15 protein-coding genes are annotated in these 17,188 nt (G+C 55.3%); 10 read left to right on the top strand and 5 right to left on the bottom strand.

The genetic code is table 11. From position 1 onward, the window contains the following. Positions 1-5 precede the first annotated feature (5 nt). The 6 genes from kdpC (at position 6) to potE (ending at position 8,090) form a co-directional block, all read left to right on the top strand. Positions 6-581 carry a potassium-transporting ATPase subunit KdpC gene (kdpC, locus tag LRM19_RS02170; RefSeq protein WP_271367158.1) on the top strand — a complete coding sequence of 192 codons (576 nt, stop codon included), beginning with the start codon at positions 6-8 and terminating at the stop codon, positions 579-581. Next, on the top strand, positions 582-3,269 hold the full coding sequence (gene kdpD / locus LRM19_RS02165) for a two-component system sensor histidine kinase KdpD (RefSeq protein WP_136195354.1): 2,688 nt from the start codon (positions 582-584) through the stop codon (positions 3,267-3,269). Then, a complete protein-coding gene (gene kdpE, locus LRM19_RS02160; protein WP_047073924.1) occupies positions 3,266-3,943 on the top strand; it encodes a two-component system response regulator KdpE in 678 nt (225 codons plus the stop codon). The genes kdpD and kdpE overlap by 4 nt, the downstream gene beginning before the upstream one ends. Positions 3,944-4,222: 279 nt before the next feature. Continuing rightward, a complete protein-coding gene (gene speFL / locus LRM19_RS02155; protein WP_003858645.1) occupies positions 4,223-4,327 on the top strand; it encodes a leader peptide SpeFL in 105 nt (34 codons plus the stop codon). A 254-nt stretch (positions 4,328-4,581) separates the two neighbouring features. Further along, positions 4,582-6,780: an ornithine decarboxylase SpeF gene (gene speF / locus LRM19_RS02150; RefSeq protein WP_271367156.1), complete on the top strand. Its 2,199-nt coding sequence runs from the start codon at positions 4,582-4,584 to the stop codon at positions 6,778-6,780. Then, positions 6,777-8,090, top strand: a complete 1,314-nt coding sequence (gene potE, locus LRM19_RS02145) for a putrescine-ornithine antiporter (RefSeq protein WP_271367155.1) — start codon at positions 6,777-6,779, stop codon at positions 8,088-8,090. The genes speF and potE overlap by 4 nt, the downstream gene beginning before the upstream one ends. A gap of 103 nt (positions 8,091-8,193) precedes the next feature. On the opposite strand, the gene pgm is transcribed toward potE, so the two are convergent. Continuing rightward, complete coding sequence (gene pgm / locus LRM19_RS02140) at positions 8,194-9,834, bottom strand: phosphoglucomutase (alpha-D-glucose-1,6-bisphosphate-dependent) (protein WP_115874503.1); 1,641 nt, start codon at positions 9,832-9,834, stop codon at positions 8,194-8,196. 24 nt (positions 9,835-9,858) lie between these two features. Next, entirely contained in the window at positions 9,859-10,407 is a 549-nt protein-coding gene (seqA, locus tag LRM19_RS02135; protein ID WP_008501070.1) for a replication initiation negative regulator SeqA, read from the bottom strand. Between the two features lie 183 nt (positions 10,408-10,590). Here seqA and ybfF point away from each other — a divergent pair, with 183 nt between their 5' ends. The 4 genes from ybfF to fur all read left to right on the top strand — a co-directional run bounded on the left by ybfF (position 10,591) and on the right by fur (position 13,204). Continuing rightward, complete coding sequence (ybfF, locus tag LRM19_RS02130) at positions 10,591-11,364, top strand: esterase (RefSeq protein ID WP_271367154.1); 774 nt, start codon at positions 10,591-10,593, stop codon at positions 11,362-11,364. A 128-nt stretch (positions 11,365-11,492) separates the two neighbouring features. Further along, positions 11,493-11,780, top strand: a complete 288-nt coding sequence (gene ybfE, locus LRM19_RS02125) for a LexA regulated protein (RefSeq protein ID WP_023334913.1) — start codon at positions 11,493-11,495, stop codon at positions 11,778-11,780. A gap of 155 nt (positions 11,781-11,935) precedes the next feature. Beyond that, complete coding sequence (gene fldA / locus LRM19_RS02120) at positions 11,936-12,466, top strand: flavodoxin FldA (protein WP_008501067.1); 531 nt, start codon at positions 11,936-11,938, stop codon at positions 12,464-12,466. A gap of 291 nt (positions 12,467-12,757) precedes the next feature. Beyond that, positions 12,758-13,204, top strand: a complete 447-nt coding sequence (gene fur / locus LRM19_RS02115) for a ferric iron uptake transcriptional regulator (protein WP_014169146.1) — start codon at positions 12,758-12,760, stop codon at positions 13,202-13,204. A 93-nt stretch (positions 13,205-13,297) separates the two neighbouring features. Here the strand turns inward: fur and chiQ are convergent, their stop codons facing one another. The 3 genes from chiQ to glnS form a co-directional block, all read right to left on the bottom strand. Continuing rightward, entirely contained in the window at positions 13,298-13,624 is a 327-nt protein-coding gene (gene chiQ, locus LRM19_RS02110) for a ChiQ/YbfN family lipoprotein (protein WP_111964473.1), read from the bottom strand. 47 nt (positions 13,625-13,671) lie between these two features. Next, positions 13,672-15,069, bottom strand: a complete 1,398-nt coding sequence (gene chiP / locus LRM19_RS02105) for a chitoporin ChiP (protein ID WP_032661118.1) — start codon at positions 15,067-15,069, stop codon at positions 13,672-13,674. Between the two features lie 448 nt (positions 15,070-15,517). Beyond that, positions 15,518-17,185 (bottom strand): glutamine--tRNA ligase, encoded by a 1,668-nt coding sequence (glnS, locus tag LRM19_RS02100; protein WP_271367149.1) that lies wholly within the window; start codon positions 17,183-17,185, stop codon positions 15,518-15,520. Positions 17,186-17,188 lie beyond the last annotated feature (3 nt).

Below are 17,188 nucleotides of genomic sequence, written 5' to 3'. Positions count from 1 at the left end.
ATCAAATGACGATGTTACGCCCCGCTATACTTCTGTTTATTCTGCTGTCTCTCATTACCGGCGGGCTGTACCCGCTGGTGACCACCGCGCTGGGCCAGTGGTGGTTTAAGGATCAGGCTAACGGCTCGCTGATTATGCAAAACGGTGAAAACCGCGGGTCTCGCCTGATTGGTCAGAACTTTACGGATGCCCGCTACTTCCAGGGACGCCCTTCCGCCACTGCCGAAAGCCCGTATAATCCGATGGCATCCGGCGGCAGTAACCTGGCGGGCAGCAACCCCGAGCTTGATAAAGCCGTTACTGAGCGCGTGGCTGCCCTGCGTGCCGCGAATCCACAGGCCAGCCGTGACGTTCCCGTGGAGCTGGTGACCGCCTCGGCCAGCGGGCTGGACTACAGCCTGACGCCAGCAGCCGTGGCATGGCAGATCCCGCGCGTCGCCGCCGCCCGTCAGCTGACCGTCGAACAGGTGAGCCAGCTGATTGCCGTGCACACGCAAAAGCCGCTGGTCAGCTTCATCGGCATGCCCGTGGTAAATATTGTTGAGCTGAATCTGGCGCTGGACGCGCTAAGGAAAAACTAAATGACCGACGAGCCCATGCGCCCGGATCCGGACAGGCTGCTTGAACAGACGGCTGAAGCCCATCGCGGCAAACTGAAAATTTTCTTCGGCGCCTGCGCGGGCGTCGGGAAAACCTTCGCTATGCTGACGGAAGCCCAGCGGCTTCGGGCGCAGGGGCTCGATATTCTGATCGGCGTGGTTGAAACCCACGGACGTAAAGAGACGGCATCACTGCTGAAGGGGCTGGCAACCCAGCCGCCCCGCCGCATCAGCCATCGCGGTCGGTTAGTCACTGAATTCGATCTCGATGCCGCCCTCGCCCGCCGCCCCGCGCTTATCCTGATGGACGAGCTGGCGCACAGCAATGCGCCAGGCTCGCGCCACCCCAAACGCTGGCAGGACGTTGAAGAGTTACTTGAAGCCGGTATCGATGTGTTCACGACGGTTAACGTTCAGCATCTCGAAAGCCTGAACGACGTGGTCAGCGGCGTGACCGGCATTCAGGTGCGCGAAACAGTGCCCGATCCCTTCTTCGATTCCGCAGACGAGGTGGTGCTGGTCGACCTGCCGCCCGATGATTTGCGCCAGCGCCTGCACGAAGGCAAAGTCTATATCGCCGGTCAGGCCGAGCGCGCCATCGAACATTTCTTCCGTAAAGGCAACCTGATAGCCCTGCGCGAGCTGGCCCTGCGCCGAACCGCCGACCGGGTGGACGATCAGATGCGCGCCTGGCGCGACCTGCAGGGCCAGGAACGCGTCTGGCACACGCGGGACGCCATCCTGCTGTGCGTGGGCCACGGCAGCGGCAATGAAAAGCTTGTCCGCACCGCCGCGCGCCTGGCTGCCAAATTTGGCAGCGTCTGGCATGCGGTGTATGTCGAAACGCCGCAGCTGCACGCGCTGCCCGAAAACCAGCGTCGCGCGATACTGAGTTCGCTGCGCCTTGCGCAGGAGCTGGGTGCGGAAACCGCCACCCTTTCCGATCCTCAGGAAGATAAAGCCATTCTGCGCTACGCGCGCGAGCATAACCTGGGGAAAATCGTCATTGGTCGTCGTCAGCATCGCCGCTGGTTTAGCCGCGAATCATTTGCCGACAAGCTGGCCCGTCGCGCGCCGGATCTGGATCTGGTGATCGTGGCGCTGGACGACAAACCTACCCCCTTACCCAATCGTGCGCCGGACAGCCGCACCTTCAGCGATAAATGGCGCATTCAGCTTCGCGGCTGTCTTGTCGCCGTCGTGCTCTGCGCCCTGATTACCGTGATTGCCAGCCAGTGGCTGATTGCGTTTGACGCCGCCAACCTGGTGATGATCTACCTTCTCGGCGTGGTGGTGGTGGCGCTCTTTTACGGGCGCTGGCCGTCGGTCCTGGCGACGGTGATTAACGTCATCAGCTTCGATCTGTTCTTTATTGCTCCCCGCGGGACGCTCGCCGTCTCGGACGTGCAGTACATCCTCACCTTTGCCGTGATGCTCACCGTCGGGCTGGTGATCGGCAATCTGACGGCGGGCGTGCGCTATCAGGCGCGTATCGCCCGCTATCGCGAACAGCGCACGCGCCATCTCTATGAGATGTCGAAATCGCTGGCGGTGGGCCGCACGCCGCTGGATATCGTACAGACCAGCGAGCAGTTTATCCGCTCGACGTTTCATGCCAGCAACCTGATTTTACTTCCGGACGAACACGGCAAGCTGCGCCCGCTGACGTCGGCCTCAGGCATGACGCCCTGGGACGAAGCCATCGCGCGCTGGAGCTTTGACAAAGGCTTACCGGCGGGCGCAGGGACCGACACCCTCCCCGGCGTTCCCTATCAAATTCTGCCGCTGCGCAGCGCCGATAAAAATCAGGGGCTGGTCATCGTGGAGCCTTCCAACCTGCGCCAGCTGATGATCCCCGAACAGCAGAGACTGCTGGAGACCTTTACCCTACTGGTGGCCAGCGCGCTGGAGAGGCTGGCCCTCACCGCCAGCGAGGAACAGGCCCGTCTGGCGAGCGAGCGTGAAAGCATTCGTAACTCGCTGCTGGCGGCGCTGTCTCACGATCTGCGTACCCCGCTCACCGTCCTGTTCGGCCAGTCAGAAATTCTGACGCTGGACCTGGCGGCGGAAGGCTCTAAACATGCCCTTCAGGCCAGCGAGATCCGCCAGCATGTGCTGAATACCACGCGCCTGGTGAATAACCTGCTCGACATGGCGCGTATCCAGTCGGGCGGTTTTAACCTCAAAAAAGAGTGGCTCACGCTGGAAGAGGTGGTGGGCAGCGCGCTGAAAATGCTCGAACCCGGTCTGGGCGGGCGACATATCGCGCTGAACATGCCCGAGCCCCTGACGTTAATTCATGTCGATGGTCCGCTGTTTGAACGGGTGCTGATCAACCTGCTGGAAAATGCCGGCAAATATGCGGGCGCCAGTGCTCAAATTGGCGTTGATGCGACAGTGGAAGATGGCGCGCTTCGCCTTAACGTCTGGGATACCGGCCCCGGCATTCCAGCCGGGCAGGAGTTGGCTATTTTCGAGAAATTCGCACGCGGCAATAAGGAGTCGGCCATTCCGGGCGTGGGGCTGGGGCTGGCAATATGCCAGGCGATCATTGACGTCCACGGCGGGTCCATTTCCGCAGTGAATCGTCCCGAAGGCGGCGCGCGGTTTTGTGTTACACTTCCTCTGGAAACCCCGCCAGAACTTAATGAATTACCAGAGGATTTGTGATCAACGTTCTGATTGTTGAAGATGAGATCGCCATTAGCCGTTTTCTGCGCGCTGCGCTGGAAGGAGACGGTCTGCGCGTTCATGATGCGGGTACGCTTCAGCGGGGTTTAATTGAGGCCGCCACCCGCAAGCCGGACCTGGTGATCCTCGATCTTGGACTCCCGGACGGCGACGGCATCGATTTTATTCGTGAAGTCCGCCAGTGGAGCCAGATGCCGATCCTCGTGCTCTCCGCCCGTACTGAAGAGACGGATAAAATCGCCGCGCTGGATGCCGGGGCGGATGACTATCTGATTAAACCGTTTGGTATCGGCGAGCTTCAGGCTCGCCTTCGCGTGGCGCTGCGTCGCCACAGCGCCACCACGCCTGCCGATCCAACCTACGCGTTTGGGGATATCCGGGTTGACCTGGCCGCGCGGCGCATTGTGCGCGGCGAAGAGGAAATTCACCTCACGCCAATCGAGTTTCGCCTGCTCGCCGTGCTGCTCAACAACCACGGCAAGGTTCTCACCCAGCGCCAGCTGTTAAGTCAGGTGTGGGGACCCAACGCCGTGGAGCATAGTCACTATTTACGCATATATATGGGACATCTTCGTCAGAAACTCGAAGTCGACCCCGCTCGCCCTCGCCATCTATTAACTGAAACCGGTATCGGTTATCGGTTTATGCTTTGAATAACTATTCATTTTATTTTTAAATAAAACCGAAATACCTCAGACAATATTTCACAAATAACCCATACGTTATTTTTACGGGCTATTTTTGCTCATTTAAAACATTGATAATACAACCTGTTAACGCAACACCAACAAATCAGAATTTTGATCTGCCATATTCATCCAAAATGAATATTTATTTCTGAATTGATCGGTTAACGGTGATCTCGTTCACAGTTAATCGCTTTTTCCTGGATAAAATGACCATGCTTTCAATTACTGAAAGGAAAATGAAACATGGAAAACAACAATCGCTTAATGCCCCATATAAGGCGGACAACGCATATCATGATGTTTGCCCACCGAAACTGCTTTGACTTTCATCTCTTTAATGCCCGGTAGTCCTTCGACTTCTGGCGCACTCGCTTACAGGTTATCCTGAAACATCTTATTTTACAGGTCTTTGCCTGTGAACTCGTGCGCTCATTCATCTTGATTCAGACTCATCCGCACCGGGCGGACTGAATTTCAATCATCAAAAAAGCAATGTACTGATTTTAATCAGCGGCCACCCTTTGCTTTTTTTCCGGAAAATTATCGATTTCTTTCTTGCAAGAAATCGAGGGACGCTTATTACCTAAAATAAAGAGAGAAAGATGAAAAGTTTAAAAATCGCAGCCAGCCGCGCTTGTCCTGATTGCTTTACCACCCAGCGTGAACTGGTGGATGTCAGAGCCTCTGATTATATCGATGTCGCCGCTATTGTTCTGGCGGTCAGTGATATTACCGGCGGGATACTGGACGAAATAGAAGCCACCGGTTTTGGCATTCCCGTATTTGTCGCGACGCAGAAAGAAGAATTCATTCCGGCAGACTATTTATCGCGCATTCATGGCGTATTTGAGTATTCAGACACCAGCAACGACTTTTATGGACGCCAGCTGGAAGCAGCGGCCCAAAAGTATGAAACCCAGCTGCGCCCGCTGTTTTTCCGCGCCCTGGTCGACTACGTGAAGCAGGGCAACAGCGCGTTTGACTGCCCGGGCCATCAGGGCGGCCAGTTCTTCCGCCGCCATCCTGCCGGCAATCAGTTCGTTGATTTCTTTGGCGAGACGCTTTTCCGCTCCGACCTGTGTAACGCCGACGTGGCGATGGGCGATCTGCTGATTCACGAAGGCGCGCCGTGCATTGCGCAGCAACATGCGGCGAAGGTCTTTAATGCCGATAAGACCTACTTCGTGCTGAACGGCACCTCGTCATCCAACAAAGTGGTACTTAACGCCCTGCTCACGCCGGGCGACCTGGTGCTGTTCGACCGCAACAACCACAAATCCAACCATCACGGTGCCCTCCTCCAGGCAGGTGCAACGCCGGTCTATCTGGAAACCGCGCGCAACCCGTACGGCTTTATCGGCGGCATTGACGCCCACTGTTTTGAAGAACAGTACCTGCGCGAGCTGGTGGCCGAAGTTGCACCGGGCCGTGCGCGCGATGCGCGTCCGTTCCGTCTGGCGGTGATCCAGCTCGGTACTTACGATGGCACCATCTACAACGCCCGTCAGGTGGTGGATAAGATTGGGCACCTGTGTGATTACATCCTGTTTGACTCCGCCTGGGTGGGTTACGAGCAGTTTATCCCGATGATGGCCGACTGCTCTCCGCTGCTGCTGGAGCTGAACGAAAACGACCCGGGGATTTTGGTTACCCAGTCCGTGCATAAACAGCAGGCAGGCTTCTCCCAGACCTCGCAAATCCATAAAAAAGACAGCCACATCAAAGGACAGCAGCGCTATGTCCCGCACAAGCGGCTGAATAATGCCTTTATGATGCACGCCTCCACCAGCCCGTTTTATCCGCTGTTTGCCGCGCTGGACATTAACGCCAAGATGCATGAAGGCCAGAGCGGCCGCAACATGTGGATGGACTGCGTGGTGAACGGTATCGAAGCGCGCAAGCTGATCCTGGAAAACTGCCATTATCTGCGCCCCTTCGTGCCGGAGACGGTGGATGGCCGTCCGTGGGAAAGCTGGGACACGGCGGAAATTGCGACCGATCTGCGCTTCTTCCACTTCGTACCGGGTGAAAACTGGCACGCCTTTGAAGGCTACGCCGAGCATCAGTATTTTATCGACCCGTGCAAGCTCCTGCTAACCACGCCGGGCATTAACGCCCGCACCGGGGAGTATGACGACTTCGGCGTGCCCGCCACTATCCTCGCTAACTTCCTGCGTGAAAACGGCATCGTGCCGGAAAAATGCGATCTCAACTCGATCCTGTTCCTGCTCACGCCTGCGGAAGATATGGGCAAACTGCAGCAGCTGGTGGCGCAGCTGGTGCGCTTCGAAAAACTGCTCGAGAGCGATGTTCCGCTGAAAGACGTCCTGCCTTCTCTCTACAAACAGCATCCGGAACGTTACGCGGATTACACCCTGCGCCAGATCTGCCAGGAGATGCATGACCTGTATGCCCGCCACAACGTGAAGCAGCTGCAGAAAGAGATGTTCCGCAAGTCCCATTTCCCACGCGTGATGATGAGCCCGCAGGACGCCAACTACGCCTATCTGCGCGGTGAAGTTGAACTGGTTTCACTGCGCGACGCGGAAGGCCGCATCGCCGCGGAAGGCGCCCTTCCTTATCCGCCGGGGGTATTGTGCGTGGTCCCTGGGGAGGTCTGGGGCGGCTCCGTGCTGCGCTACTTCGCGGCGCTGGAAGAAGGCATCAACCTGCTGCCGGGCTTCGCGCCGGAGCTGCAGGGTGTGTACGTCGAAGAGTGCGAGGGCCGCAAACAGGTTCGCTGTAACGTCATCAAACAACCCGCCGCTCAGCCCGCGCTGCTGAAAGGAGAGAAATTATGAGTAAGTCCAATAAGATGGGCGTGGTGCAGCTAACTATCCTCACCATGGTGAACATGATGGGCTCCGGGATTATCATGCTGCCAACCAAACTGGCTGAGGTGGGTACCATCTCTATCATCTCCTGGCTGGTGACCGCCGTAGGCTCAATGGCGCTGGCGTGGGCGTTTGCCAAGTGCGGGATGTTCAGCCGCAAGTCAGGCGGCATGGGGGGCTACGCCGAGTATGCCTTTGGTAAGTCTGGCAACTTTATGGCCAACTATACCTACGGGGTGTCACTGCTGATCGCCAACGTGGCGATTGCCATCTCCGCCGTGGGCTACGGTACGGAGCTGTTTGGCGTGACGCTCAGCCCGGTACAGATTGGCCTGGCCACCATCGGCGTGCTGTGGATCTGCACCGTGGCTAACTTTGGCGGCGCACGTATCACCGGACAGCTCTCCAGCATCACCGTCTGGGGCGTGATTATCCCGGTTGTCGGCCTGTGCATCATCGGCTGGTTCTGGTTCAGCCCGACCCTGTACGCCAACTCCTGGAACCCGCACCATGTGCCGTTCTTCAGCGCAGTCGGCTCTTCTATCGCCATGACGCTCTGGGCCTTCCTCGGTCTGGAATCCGCCTGTGCGAACGCAGAAGTGGTTGATAACCCTGAAAAGAACGTGCCGATTGCGGTCCTCGGCGGTACGCTGGGCGCGGCGGTGATCTATATCGTCTCGACTAACGTGATTGCCGGGATTGTGCCAAACATGGAACTTGCTAACTCTACGGCACCGTTCGGACTGGCCTTCGCGCAGATGTTCACGCCGGAAGTCGGGAAAGTGATTATGGGTCTGATGGTCATGTCGTGCTGCGGTTCACTCCTTGGCTGGCAGTTCACCATCGCGCAGGTGTTTAAATCCTCGGCTGATGAAGGTTACTTCCCAAAAATCTTCTCCCGCGTGACCAAAGCCGATGCGCCGGTGCAGGGCATGCTGGCGATTGTCATCTTCCAGAGCGGATTGTCGCTGATGACCATTAGCCCGTCGCTGAACAGCCAGTTCAACGTGCTGGTCAACCTGGCGGTCGTGACGAACATCATTCCGTATATTCTGTCGATGGCGGCGCTGGTGATCATTCAGAAAGTGGCGAAGGTGGATCCGCGCAAAGCGCGCGCGGCCAATATCGTGGCGCTGATTGGCGCGATTTACAGCTTCTATGCGCTCTACTCATCGGGCCAGGAAGCTATGCTCTACGGGGCAATGGTAACCTTTATGGGCTGGACGCTGTACGGTCTGGTGTCACCACGGTTTGAATTGAAGAACAAGCACAGTTAGGTCAAAGCAAAACGGCAACCCAAGGGTTGCCGTTTTATTGTTTTCTCCCTCTCCCTTCGGGAGAGGGTCAGGATGAGGGCATCAGCCCGCACCCAAACCGCACTTACGCGTTTTTCAGCACTTCGCTGACAATCTCTACCGCTTCTTTCTCAATCTGCTGACGATGATCAGCGCCGAGGAAGCTTTCGCAATAGATTTTATACGCATCTTCCGTGCCGGATGGGCGAGCGGCGAACCAGCCGTTTTCAGTCATCACTTTCAGTCCACCAATGGAGGCGCCGTTACCCGGTGCCGCCGTCAGACGTGCGGTGATCGGGTCGCCCGCCAGGGTGCTTGCGCTGACCATCTCCGGTGAGAGTTTGGAGAGGGCCGCTTTCTGGGCTGACGTCGCGCTGGCCTGAATACGGTTATAGCTTGGTGCACCAAAGCGTGCCGCCAGCTCGTTGTAATGTTCCTGCGGGTTCTTACCGGTGACCGCGGTGATTTCCGCCGCCAGCAGGCACATGATGATGCCGTCTTTATCGGTTGACCATGGCGTGCCGTCGAAACGCAGGAAAGATGCGCCCGCACTCTCTTCACCGCCGAAGCCGAAGCTGCCGTCGTGCAGACCGTCAACAAACCATTTGAAGCCCACCGGCACTTCCACCAGCTTGCGGCCCAGCGCCTCAACCACGCGGTCGATCATCGCGGAGGAAACCAGCGTTTTACCGACGGCCACCTCTTTACCCCACTGCGGGCGGTGCTGGAACAGATAGTTAATTGCGACCGCAAGATAGTGGTTCGGGTTCATCAGCCCGGCAGGGGTGACGATACCGTGACGGTCATAATCGGGGTCGTTAGCAAACGCCAGATCGAATTTATCACGCAGCGCCAGCAGGCCCGCCATCGCGCACTCGGAGGAGCAGTCCATACGGATCGCGCCGTCTTTGTCCAGGTGCATAAAGCGGAAGGTCTGATCGACGTGATCGTTGACGATGGTCAGATCCAGCTTGTAGTGCTCGGCGATACGTTTCCAGTATTCGATACCGGAGCCGCCCAGCGGATCCACGCCCAGCTTGAGGCCGGCTTTCTGGATGGCCGCCATATCGACGATATCCGCCAGGCCTTCCACGAACGGCTGAACCAGATCCAGCTCTTTCACGTGACCGGACGCCATGGCCGCATCCAGAGAGATGCGCTTCACGCCTTTCAGGTCATCAGCCAGCAGCGCGTTCGCGCGATCCTCCACCACTTTGGTGACGTTGGTGTCTGCCGGGCCACCGTTAGGCGGGTTATATTTGATACCACCGTCTTCCGGCGGGTTGTGGGATGGCGTGATAACGATACCGTCAGCCAGCGCGCCACCTTTTTTGTTGTGCACCAGGATGGCGTTAGAGACCGCAGGCGTTGGGGTGAAGCCGTTGTTCTCCTGAACAATCACATCAACGCCGTTTGCCGCCAGCACTTCCACCACAGAGATGAACGCCGGTTCAGACAGGGCATGGGTATCTTTCCCCACGTAGCACGGACCGGTAACGCCGTTTTTAGCGCGCTCTTCCGCAATGGCCTGAGCAATGGCCAGAATGTGCGGTTCGTTAAAGCTATGGCGCGCCGCGCTGCCGCGGTGACCAGATGTACCAAACTTCACTGCGTGTTCTGCGTTGCCCACGACCGGCTTCAGCACGTAATACTGCGCGGTCAGCTGAGCGACGTTAATCAAATCGCTTTGTTGTGCAGGTTGGCCTGCACGGCTGTGATTTGCCATTACCGGGTCCTTCTGATGCAAGGGTTAAATTGTACCGCAAACCTTTTCAATCAATTCCGCCGGGAACTGCATGGACTGCATGATGTGTTCAATCATGCTGCACTTGCGGCCCGTATTGGTATTGGTGATCACCCAGTACGGGGTGCCAGGAACATGTTTGGGTTTGGTTTGATTGCCATTTTGCAGCAGCGTCTGCTCGTCGCCCGCGAAATAGACGCGAGTACGACCGTGCAGCGACTCGGTCGCTTCAGCAAACGCTTTGTTATCCAGTGAGTAAAGTGTAGACAGCACCAGCATAAAGCGGTTAACCGCCTTTTTCTGCTCCGCGTATTCATCGGAAAGGAGCAGCTCGCGCATCGCGCGCACTTTATCTTTTGCCGGCGTCACGGCAGGTTTTGCTTGTGCAACAACGCTTGGCTGAGACACGACATCTTTGGTGACTGGGGTAGCAGGCTGTGAAGCGGCGGAAATTTTAAGCATGCGCCGTAAAATGTCGGACGCGCTCTCCCCGATATGCCGCGTCTGGCTGGCAATATACTGATAGAGTTCGTCATCAACTTCGATTGTTTTCATCTTAATCCAGTGCGATATCTTATCTGAATACAAGTCATTGGGATTATAAGGTCAAATCCCAACAGCGGATAGCGTCAAACCAGGTTGGCGGCAAAAGTCAGATTAAACTGGAACCTTGCAGCCGGGCGGCAGAATGGTCAACATGATACCCTAACCTGACATACGTAAAAAAAGAACTTTGCCATGAAATTGAATACCCGAGCGCAAACTGCACAAACGCCGAACAATAATTCTCCCATCGTACTGGTTCACGGGCTTTTTGGCAGCCTGGATAACCTGGGCGTGCTGGCGCGCGATCTGGTTACCGACCACGATGTTTTACAGGTCGATATGCGCAATCACGGTCTTTCCGGCCGTTCCGACGAGATGACCTACGCGGCAATGGCGCAGGATCTGCTGGATACGCTGGATGCCAACGACCTGCAAAAGGTGACCCTCATCGGGCATTCAATGGGTGGCAAAGCGGTGATGGCCCTTACGGCACTGGCCCCGGAGCGTATTAACGGCCTGATTGTAATTGATGTTGCGCCCGTGGATTACGACGTCCGCCGCCACGACGAAATTTTTGCCGCCATCAATGCGGTCACCGAAGCGGGCGTCGCGACTCGCCAACAGGCGGCTGCCGTCATGCGTGAGCATCTTGATGAAGAAGGCGTAGTCCAGTTCCTGCTGAAGTCGTTTGTTGACGGCCAATGGCGTTTTAACGTGCCGGTGCTCTGGAACCAGTACAACAACATCGTGGGCTGGGAAACCGTCCCCGCCTGGCCGCACCCTACCCTCTTTATTCGCGGCGGTAACTCTCCTTACGTTACCGACGCGTACCGCGACACGCTGCTGGCCCAATTCCCGCAGGCTCGCGCCCACGTGATTGCCGGTGCCGGACACTGGGTGCACGCAGAAAAACCCGATGCCGTGCTGCGCGCCATTCGCCGCTATCTCGCTGATACGACAAATTGATTAAAAAGAAAGCGACTGGAAGGCTGCGGGCTTCCAGTCGTTGGCGTGCCGTTTTTGGTGATGTATGATGGCGCGCTTATCGCCCGGGCATTAGCAGGGCGGCGTGTTTCCCCCGAAGTCTCAGAATCATGGCCAAAGAACAAACGGACCGTACGACACTAGATCTGTTCGCGAATGAGCGTCGCCCGGGACGACCGAAGACGAATCCGCTTTCGCGCGATGAACAGCTGCGTATCAATAAACGCAATCAGCTTAAACGCGATAAAAATCGCGGGCTTAAGCGTGTCGAACTGAAGCTTAACGCCGACGCCGTCGATGCGCTGAACGAGCTGGCTGACGCGCGAAATATCAGCCGCAGCGAGCTCATTGAAGAGATGTTAATCGCCCAGCTTGAGACGTTACGCAGCCAGGCATAAGTCTGAAAATCCCCTTTATTACCCTTTTCATGTAGCACAGAGTGCAGTCCTGCGCGATAGCTGTTTCCGCAGGGTTGCCAGTTCTGCTATTATTGCCCTTATCCGTGGCCGAATTGCGCCACCATACTATTAAGTTTCAAGAGGTTATTTTACTCATGGCAATCATCGGCATTTTCTTTGGCAGTGATACCGGCAATACCGAAAATATCGCAAAAAACATTCAAAAACAGCTCGGTAAAGACGTTGCTGATGTGCATGACATTGCCAAGAGCAGCAAAGAAGATCTGGAAGGCTATGATATTCTGCTGCTGGGTATCCCAACCTGGTACTACGGTGAAGCCCAGTGCGACTGGGATGATTTCTTCCCGACGCTGGAAGAAGTGGACTTCAACGGTAAGCTGGTTGCCCTGTTTGGCTGCGGTGACCAGGAAGACTACGCTGAGTATTTCTGTGACGCGCTGGGTACCATCCGCGACATCATTGAGCCGAACGGCGCGGTTATCGTAGGCCACTGGCCGACCGCTGGTTACCACTTCGAAGCGTCTAAAGGCCTGGCCGATGACGATCATTTCGTGGGTCTGGCCATCGACGAAGACCGTCAGCCAGAACTGACCGCCGAGCGCGTTGAGAAATGGGTTAAGCAGATCCGTGAAGAACTGCACCTGGACGATATTCTTAACGCCTGATTTTTCTCGCGGCGCAACGGCGGTTGCGCCCGCGCACCAGGTCAAACCGATTAAATTAATTGCTACAATCTTTTAACTTTTTCGCCCAGACCTGTACAATGTCTCCCTGATAAAATGTGGTTTTCCATTGAGCAAGTTTGTTGGTGATGCCCCATTTTTATAAGCATATTTTGCCTGAGACTTGCAGTTTTCATTTAGCCATGGCAGTTCTATAATGAGACGCATTATCCCAGGTGCATTTTCTGTCACTTCCTACAGAAGTGAATCGTTTAGCAACAGGACAGATTCCGCATGACTGACAACAATACCGCATTAAAGAAGGCTGGCCTGAAAGTTACGCTTCCTCGGTTAAAAATCCTCGAAGTGCTTCAGGGTCCAGACAATCACCATGTCAGTGCGGAAGACCTTTATAAACGTCTTATCGACATGGGTGAAGAGATTGGGCTGGCTACCGTCTATCGCGTGCTGAACCAGTTTGATGACGCGGGCATTGTCACCCGTCATAATTTCGAAGGCGGTAAATCTGTTTTCGAACTGACCCAGCAGCAGCACCACGATCATCTGATCTGCCTCGACTGCGGCAAGGTCATTGAATTCAGCGATGATTCCATCGAAGCGCGCCAGCGTGAAATCGCCGCGCGTCACGGTATCCGCCTGACCAACCACAGCCTGTATCTTTACGGTCACTGCGCTGAAGGCGACTGCCGCGAAGATGACCACGCGCACGACGCAAAATAATCAAGTGTTCATACTCTGAGCCAGCCGAAAGGTTGGCTTTTTTTTTGCCAGAAAAAAGCCCGGTAAGCGCAGCGCCACCGGGCGTAAAGCAACTTATTTATTATTGTTGCGTATCTCGTTCCAGATCTTATCGCAACGTTTGGTCACTTCCTGATCGTTACCGGTTTTACGCGCCTGGATACAGGCCTGGTAATCCATCACCCGGACGTTCTCCCGCGTCGCAAACTGCTCATGCGCTTTCTCTTTCTTCAGCACGTTCAGCACGCTCTGACAGGCTTCAATTTTCTCCGGCGATCCTTCTGCTGTATTAATACAGGCGCTATAGGCCTCCTTCAGCCGGGAATCTTCTTTCGGTGCCTCACTCTGAGCACACGCCACCAGCCCTGATGCCAGCAACGCGACGATTACGATTTTTTTCATCATATGCAGTCTCCGGTCCGGCGGGATCTAACCCGCCGGAAGATTCATCAGAAGATAGTGAACGGTGCGATAACCATGAATTTCACGTCACGTTCATCCTGGAAGATGTTGCCGTAACCGCCCGCGTAGCTCGGGATATCGGAGTGGTTGTCATATTGAGTGAAGTGCAGTTTGAACATTGTGCCTTTCGCGCGGCCATCCTGCAGGGTATAGATAGCATCGAGGCTGTAAGAAGACTCTTTCAGGCGATAGTTGGGATCGTAGTATGCGTCCGGAGTTGCCATATCGGCAGGTTTTGCATCCCAGGCGTAAGCGTAAGAAGCGCCCACCGCCCAGCCAGGCAGGTTCCAGTTTTTCAGGTCGTACATTGCGCCGAAGAAGACCGCTTTCTCGCCGTCGGCGTTGAAGTCTGAGCGGTTATCCCACCAGATATCAAGACGACCGTTGGATGAGGCATAGGTCGGGGTCATACGCTGCAGGAAGTAGCCCTGCTGCCCTTCCGCCTTCACCCATGTTCCTTCCAGACGTAAATCAACCTGACCGACCTTATAGCCGAAGGTTAGCGCCTGCAGCCACGCGGTGCCATCATAAATGTCATTGACGCCACCGTTGCTGACTTTGTCGCGCGTACCGTAGAACTGATAGCTGGTACTCAGCGGGCTACCCGCGACATCAAACTTATAGCTGGCCTTGGCAAAGTACTGATCGATATACCCTTGCGCCTGGCCAAATGCTGCTTCGAGAACCAGATCGTTTTTGAAGTCGTATTTCGCCCCCAGCGAGTGGAGATAATCGACTTTGGTTTTCTTATCGTTCTGGTAGAACTTGTCCATCTCGATGTGCCAGGGTGCTTTGTACTCGTTGGTCCACATATAGGAGAAGCTCAACGCACCCGCATCACCGTAGTCAAAGTTCGCCCCGGCTTCCGCACCCTGATAGGTACCCGGCATAAAACTCCAGTGCGGTGCTAACAGGGTCTGGCCAGTTGGCTGAATATAACCACCGCGCGCCCATACCGGACCGTATTTAAATTTTGCAGCGGCTTTGTAAAGGCTGATGCCGCTCTTATCCCCGGACCAGTCTTCTTTATACGCTTTATTGCTGGAGGAGAAGGCAATTTCGTTCGGGTGGGCGCTGTCGCCGTTTTCCGCCATTTCAATCGCGGTAAACGCAGCAATATCCAGACCGAACATATCCGCGGCATAGCCTGACTGGAAGTCCAGGTTGGCGTTCCAGGTGGAATGAGAAAGGTTGGTTTTGTATTTGTCTTCGGTGACGTCTTTACGGTCACGTTCACGCTGCCAGTAATAGATACCGCCCGTGAGGGTAGAATCGTCGATGAAGCCCGCCGCTTTTGCCTCTGGTGTCACCACCAGGCCCGACATTGCTGTCACACCGGCAATAGCCAGCGCCAGCGCACTACGTTTGCCACTGAACGTACGCATAGATTATTCCTCTTTGACGAATTAAAACGCCTGAAACGGCGTAAATAAAAAAGACCAAATGGTCAGGGGTAGTTTTAAATACCCTCGAATTAACTACCGTCGTTAGGTTATTTTTCGCGACGCGAATTATCAATGCTTTTTAGCGGACAAAAGTCAGGATTATGACGAAGTGCACATAATTAGTAGTGCTTTGTAACATTTGCAGGGAGGCGAGGAATGGCGGGAAATTTTCAAGTATTTCAGTGGCTAGACGAGAAACATCTTCCCTTTCTTATAACCTTTTTGTTTTTCCTAATGACACAAACTTTTTTTTGAAAAATAAGTAGCACCTCATTGACCTGATATTTTTATCACACCTTTTTAGGCCCTGGCTTAATACCCTGATCGTTAAGTAAAAAAAAACGCCGCATAGTGCGGCGTTTGTCTCTCATTGACCAGACCAGCAATATTATTCGCCGATCTTCGTCCAGGTATCACGCAGACCTACGGTACGGTTAAATACCGGTTTTTCTGCCGTGCTGTGTCGGCTGTCCAGGCAGAAGTAACCTTCACGTTCGAACTGGAACGCTTTGCCTGCTTCAGCGTTTTTCAGAGAAGGCTCCGCATAGCCCTGCTTAATCACCAAAGATTCCGGGTTGATGGTCGCCAGGAAGTCTTCCGCAGCACCAGGGTTAGGCACGCTGAACAGACGATCGTACAGACGAATTTCTACCGGCAGCGCGTGGGATGCGCTCACCCAGTGGATAACGCCTTTCACCTTGCGGCCATCCGCAGGATCTTTGCTCAGCGTTTCAGCATCATAAGAACAGAAGATGGTGGTGATATTCCCTTCTGCATCTTTCTCAACGCGCTCGGCTTTGATGACGTAGGCATTACGCAGACGCACTTCTTTACCCAGCACCAGACGCTTGTACTGCTTGTTGGCTTCTTCGCGGAAGTCAGCGCGGTCAATCCAGATCTCGCCGCTGAACGGCACGTCACGGCTTCCCATTTCCGGTTTGTTCGGATGGTTAGGCATGGAGACCAGCTCGCTTTCACCCTGCGGATAGTTTTCGATAACCAGTTTCACCGGCTCGATAACCGCCATCGCGCGCGGAGCGTTTTCGTTGAGATCTTCGCGAATGCATGATTCAAGGGACGCCATCTCGATGGTGTTGTCCTGCTTGGTCACGCCGATACGTTTGCAGAACTCACGAATAGAGGCGGCAGTGTAACCACGACGACGCAGACCAGAAATGGTAGGCATACGTGGGTCATCCCAGCCCTCAACGTGCTTGTCGGTCACCAGCAGGTTCAGCTTACGCTTGGACATCACGGTGTATTCCAGGTTCAGACGAGAGAACTCGTACTGGCGCGGATGCACAGGAATGGTGATGTTATCCAGAACCCAGTCGTACAGACGACGGTTGTCCTGGAACTCCAGCGTACACAGGGAGTGCGTAATGCCTTCCAGCGCATCGCTGATGCAGTGGGTAAAGTCGTACATCGGGTAGATGCACCACTTGTTGCCGGTCTGGTGGTGTTCCGCAAACTTAATGCGGTACAGCACCGGATCGCGCATCACGATGAACGGAGACGCCATGTCGATTTTGGCACGCAGGCACGCTTTGCCTTCTTCGAAGCCACCGGCACGCATTTTTTCAAACAGCGCCAGGTTCTCTTCCACGCTGCGGTCGCGGAACGGGCTGTTTTTGCCTGGTGCGGTCAGCGTACCGCGATACTCACGGATCTCGTCAGCAGACAGCTCGTCGACATACGCCAGACCTTTGTTGATAAGCTCTACCGCATAGGCGTACAGCTGATCAAAATAGTCAGAGGAGTAGCAGATATCGCCAGACCAGTTGAAGCCCAGCCATTGCACGTCGTTCTTAATGGACTCAACGTATTCGATGTCTTCTTTTACTGGGTTGGTGTCATCGAAACGCAGGTTGCACTGTCCCTGGTAGTCTTGCGCAATGCCAAAGTTCAGGCAGATGGACTTCGCATGCCCGATATGCAGGTAGCCGTTCGGCTCCGGCGGAAAGCGGGTATGAATTGTGGTGTGCTTACCACTGGCCAGATCTTCATCGATGATCTGACGAATAAAGTTACTCGGGCGGGCTTCAGCCTCACTCATCGT

Origin of the sequence: Enterobacter sp. PI-10 (assembly GCF_027947695.1) — a bacterium.
GTDB lineage: Bacteria > Pseudomonadota > Gammaproteobacteria > Enterobacterales > Enterobacteriaceae > Enterobacter > Enterobacter vonholyi.
Note: the sequence above shows the minus strand (reverse complement) of the source record. Positions and strands in the feature narration are given on the sequence as shown.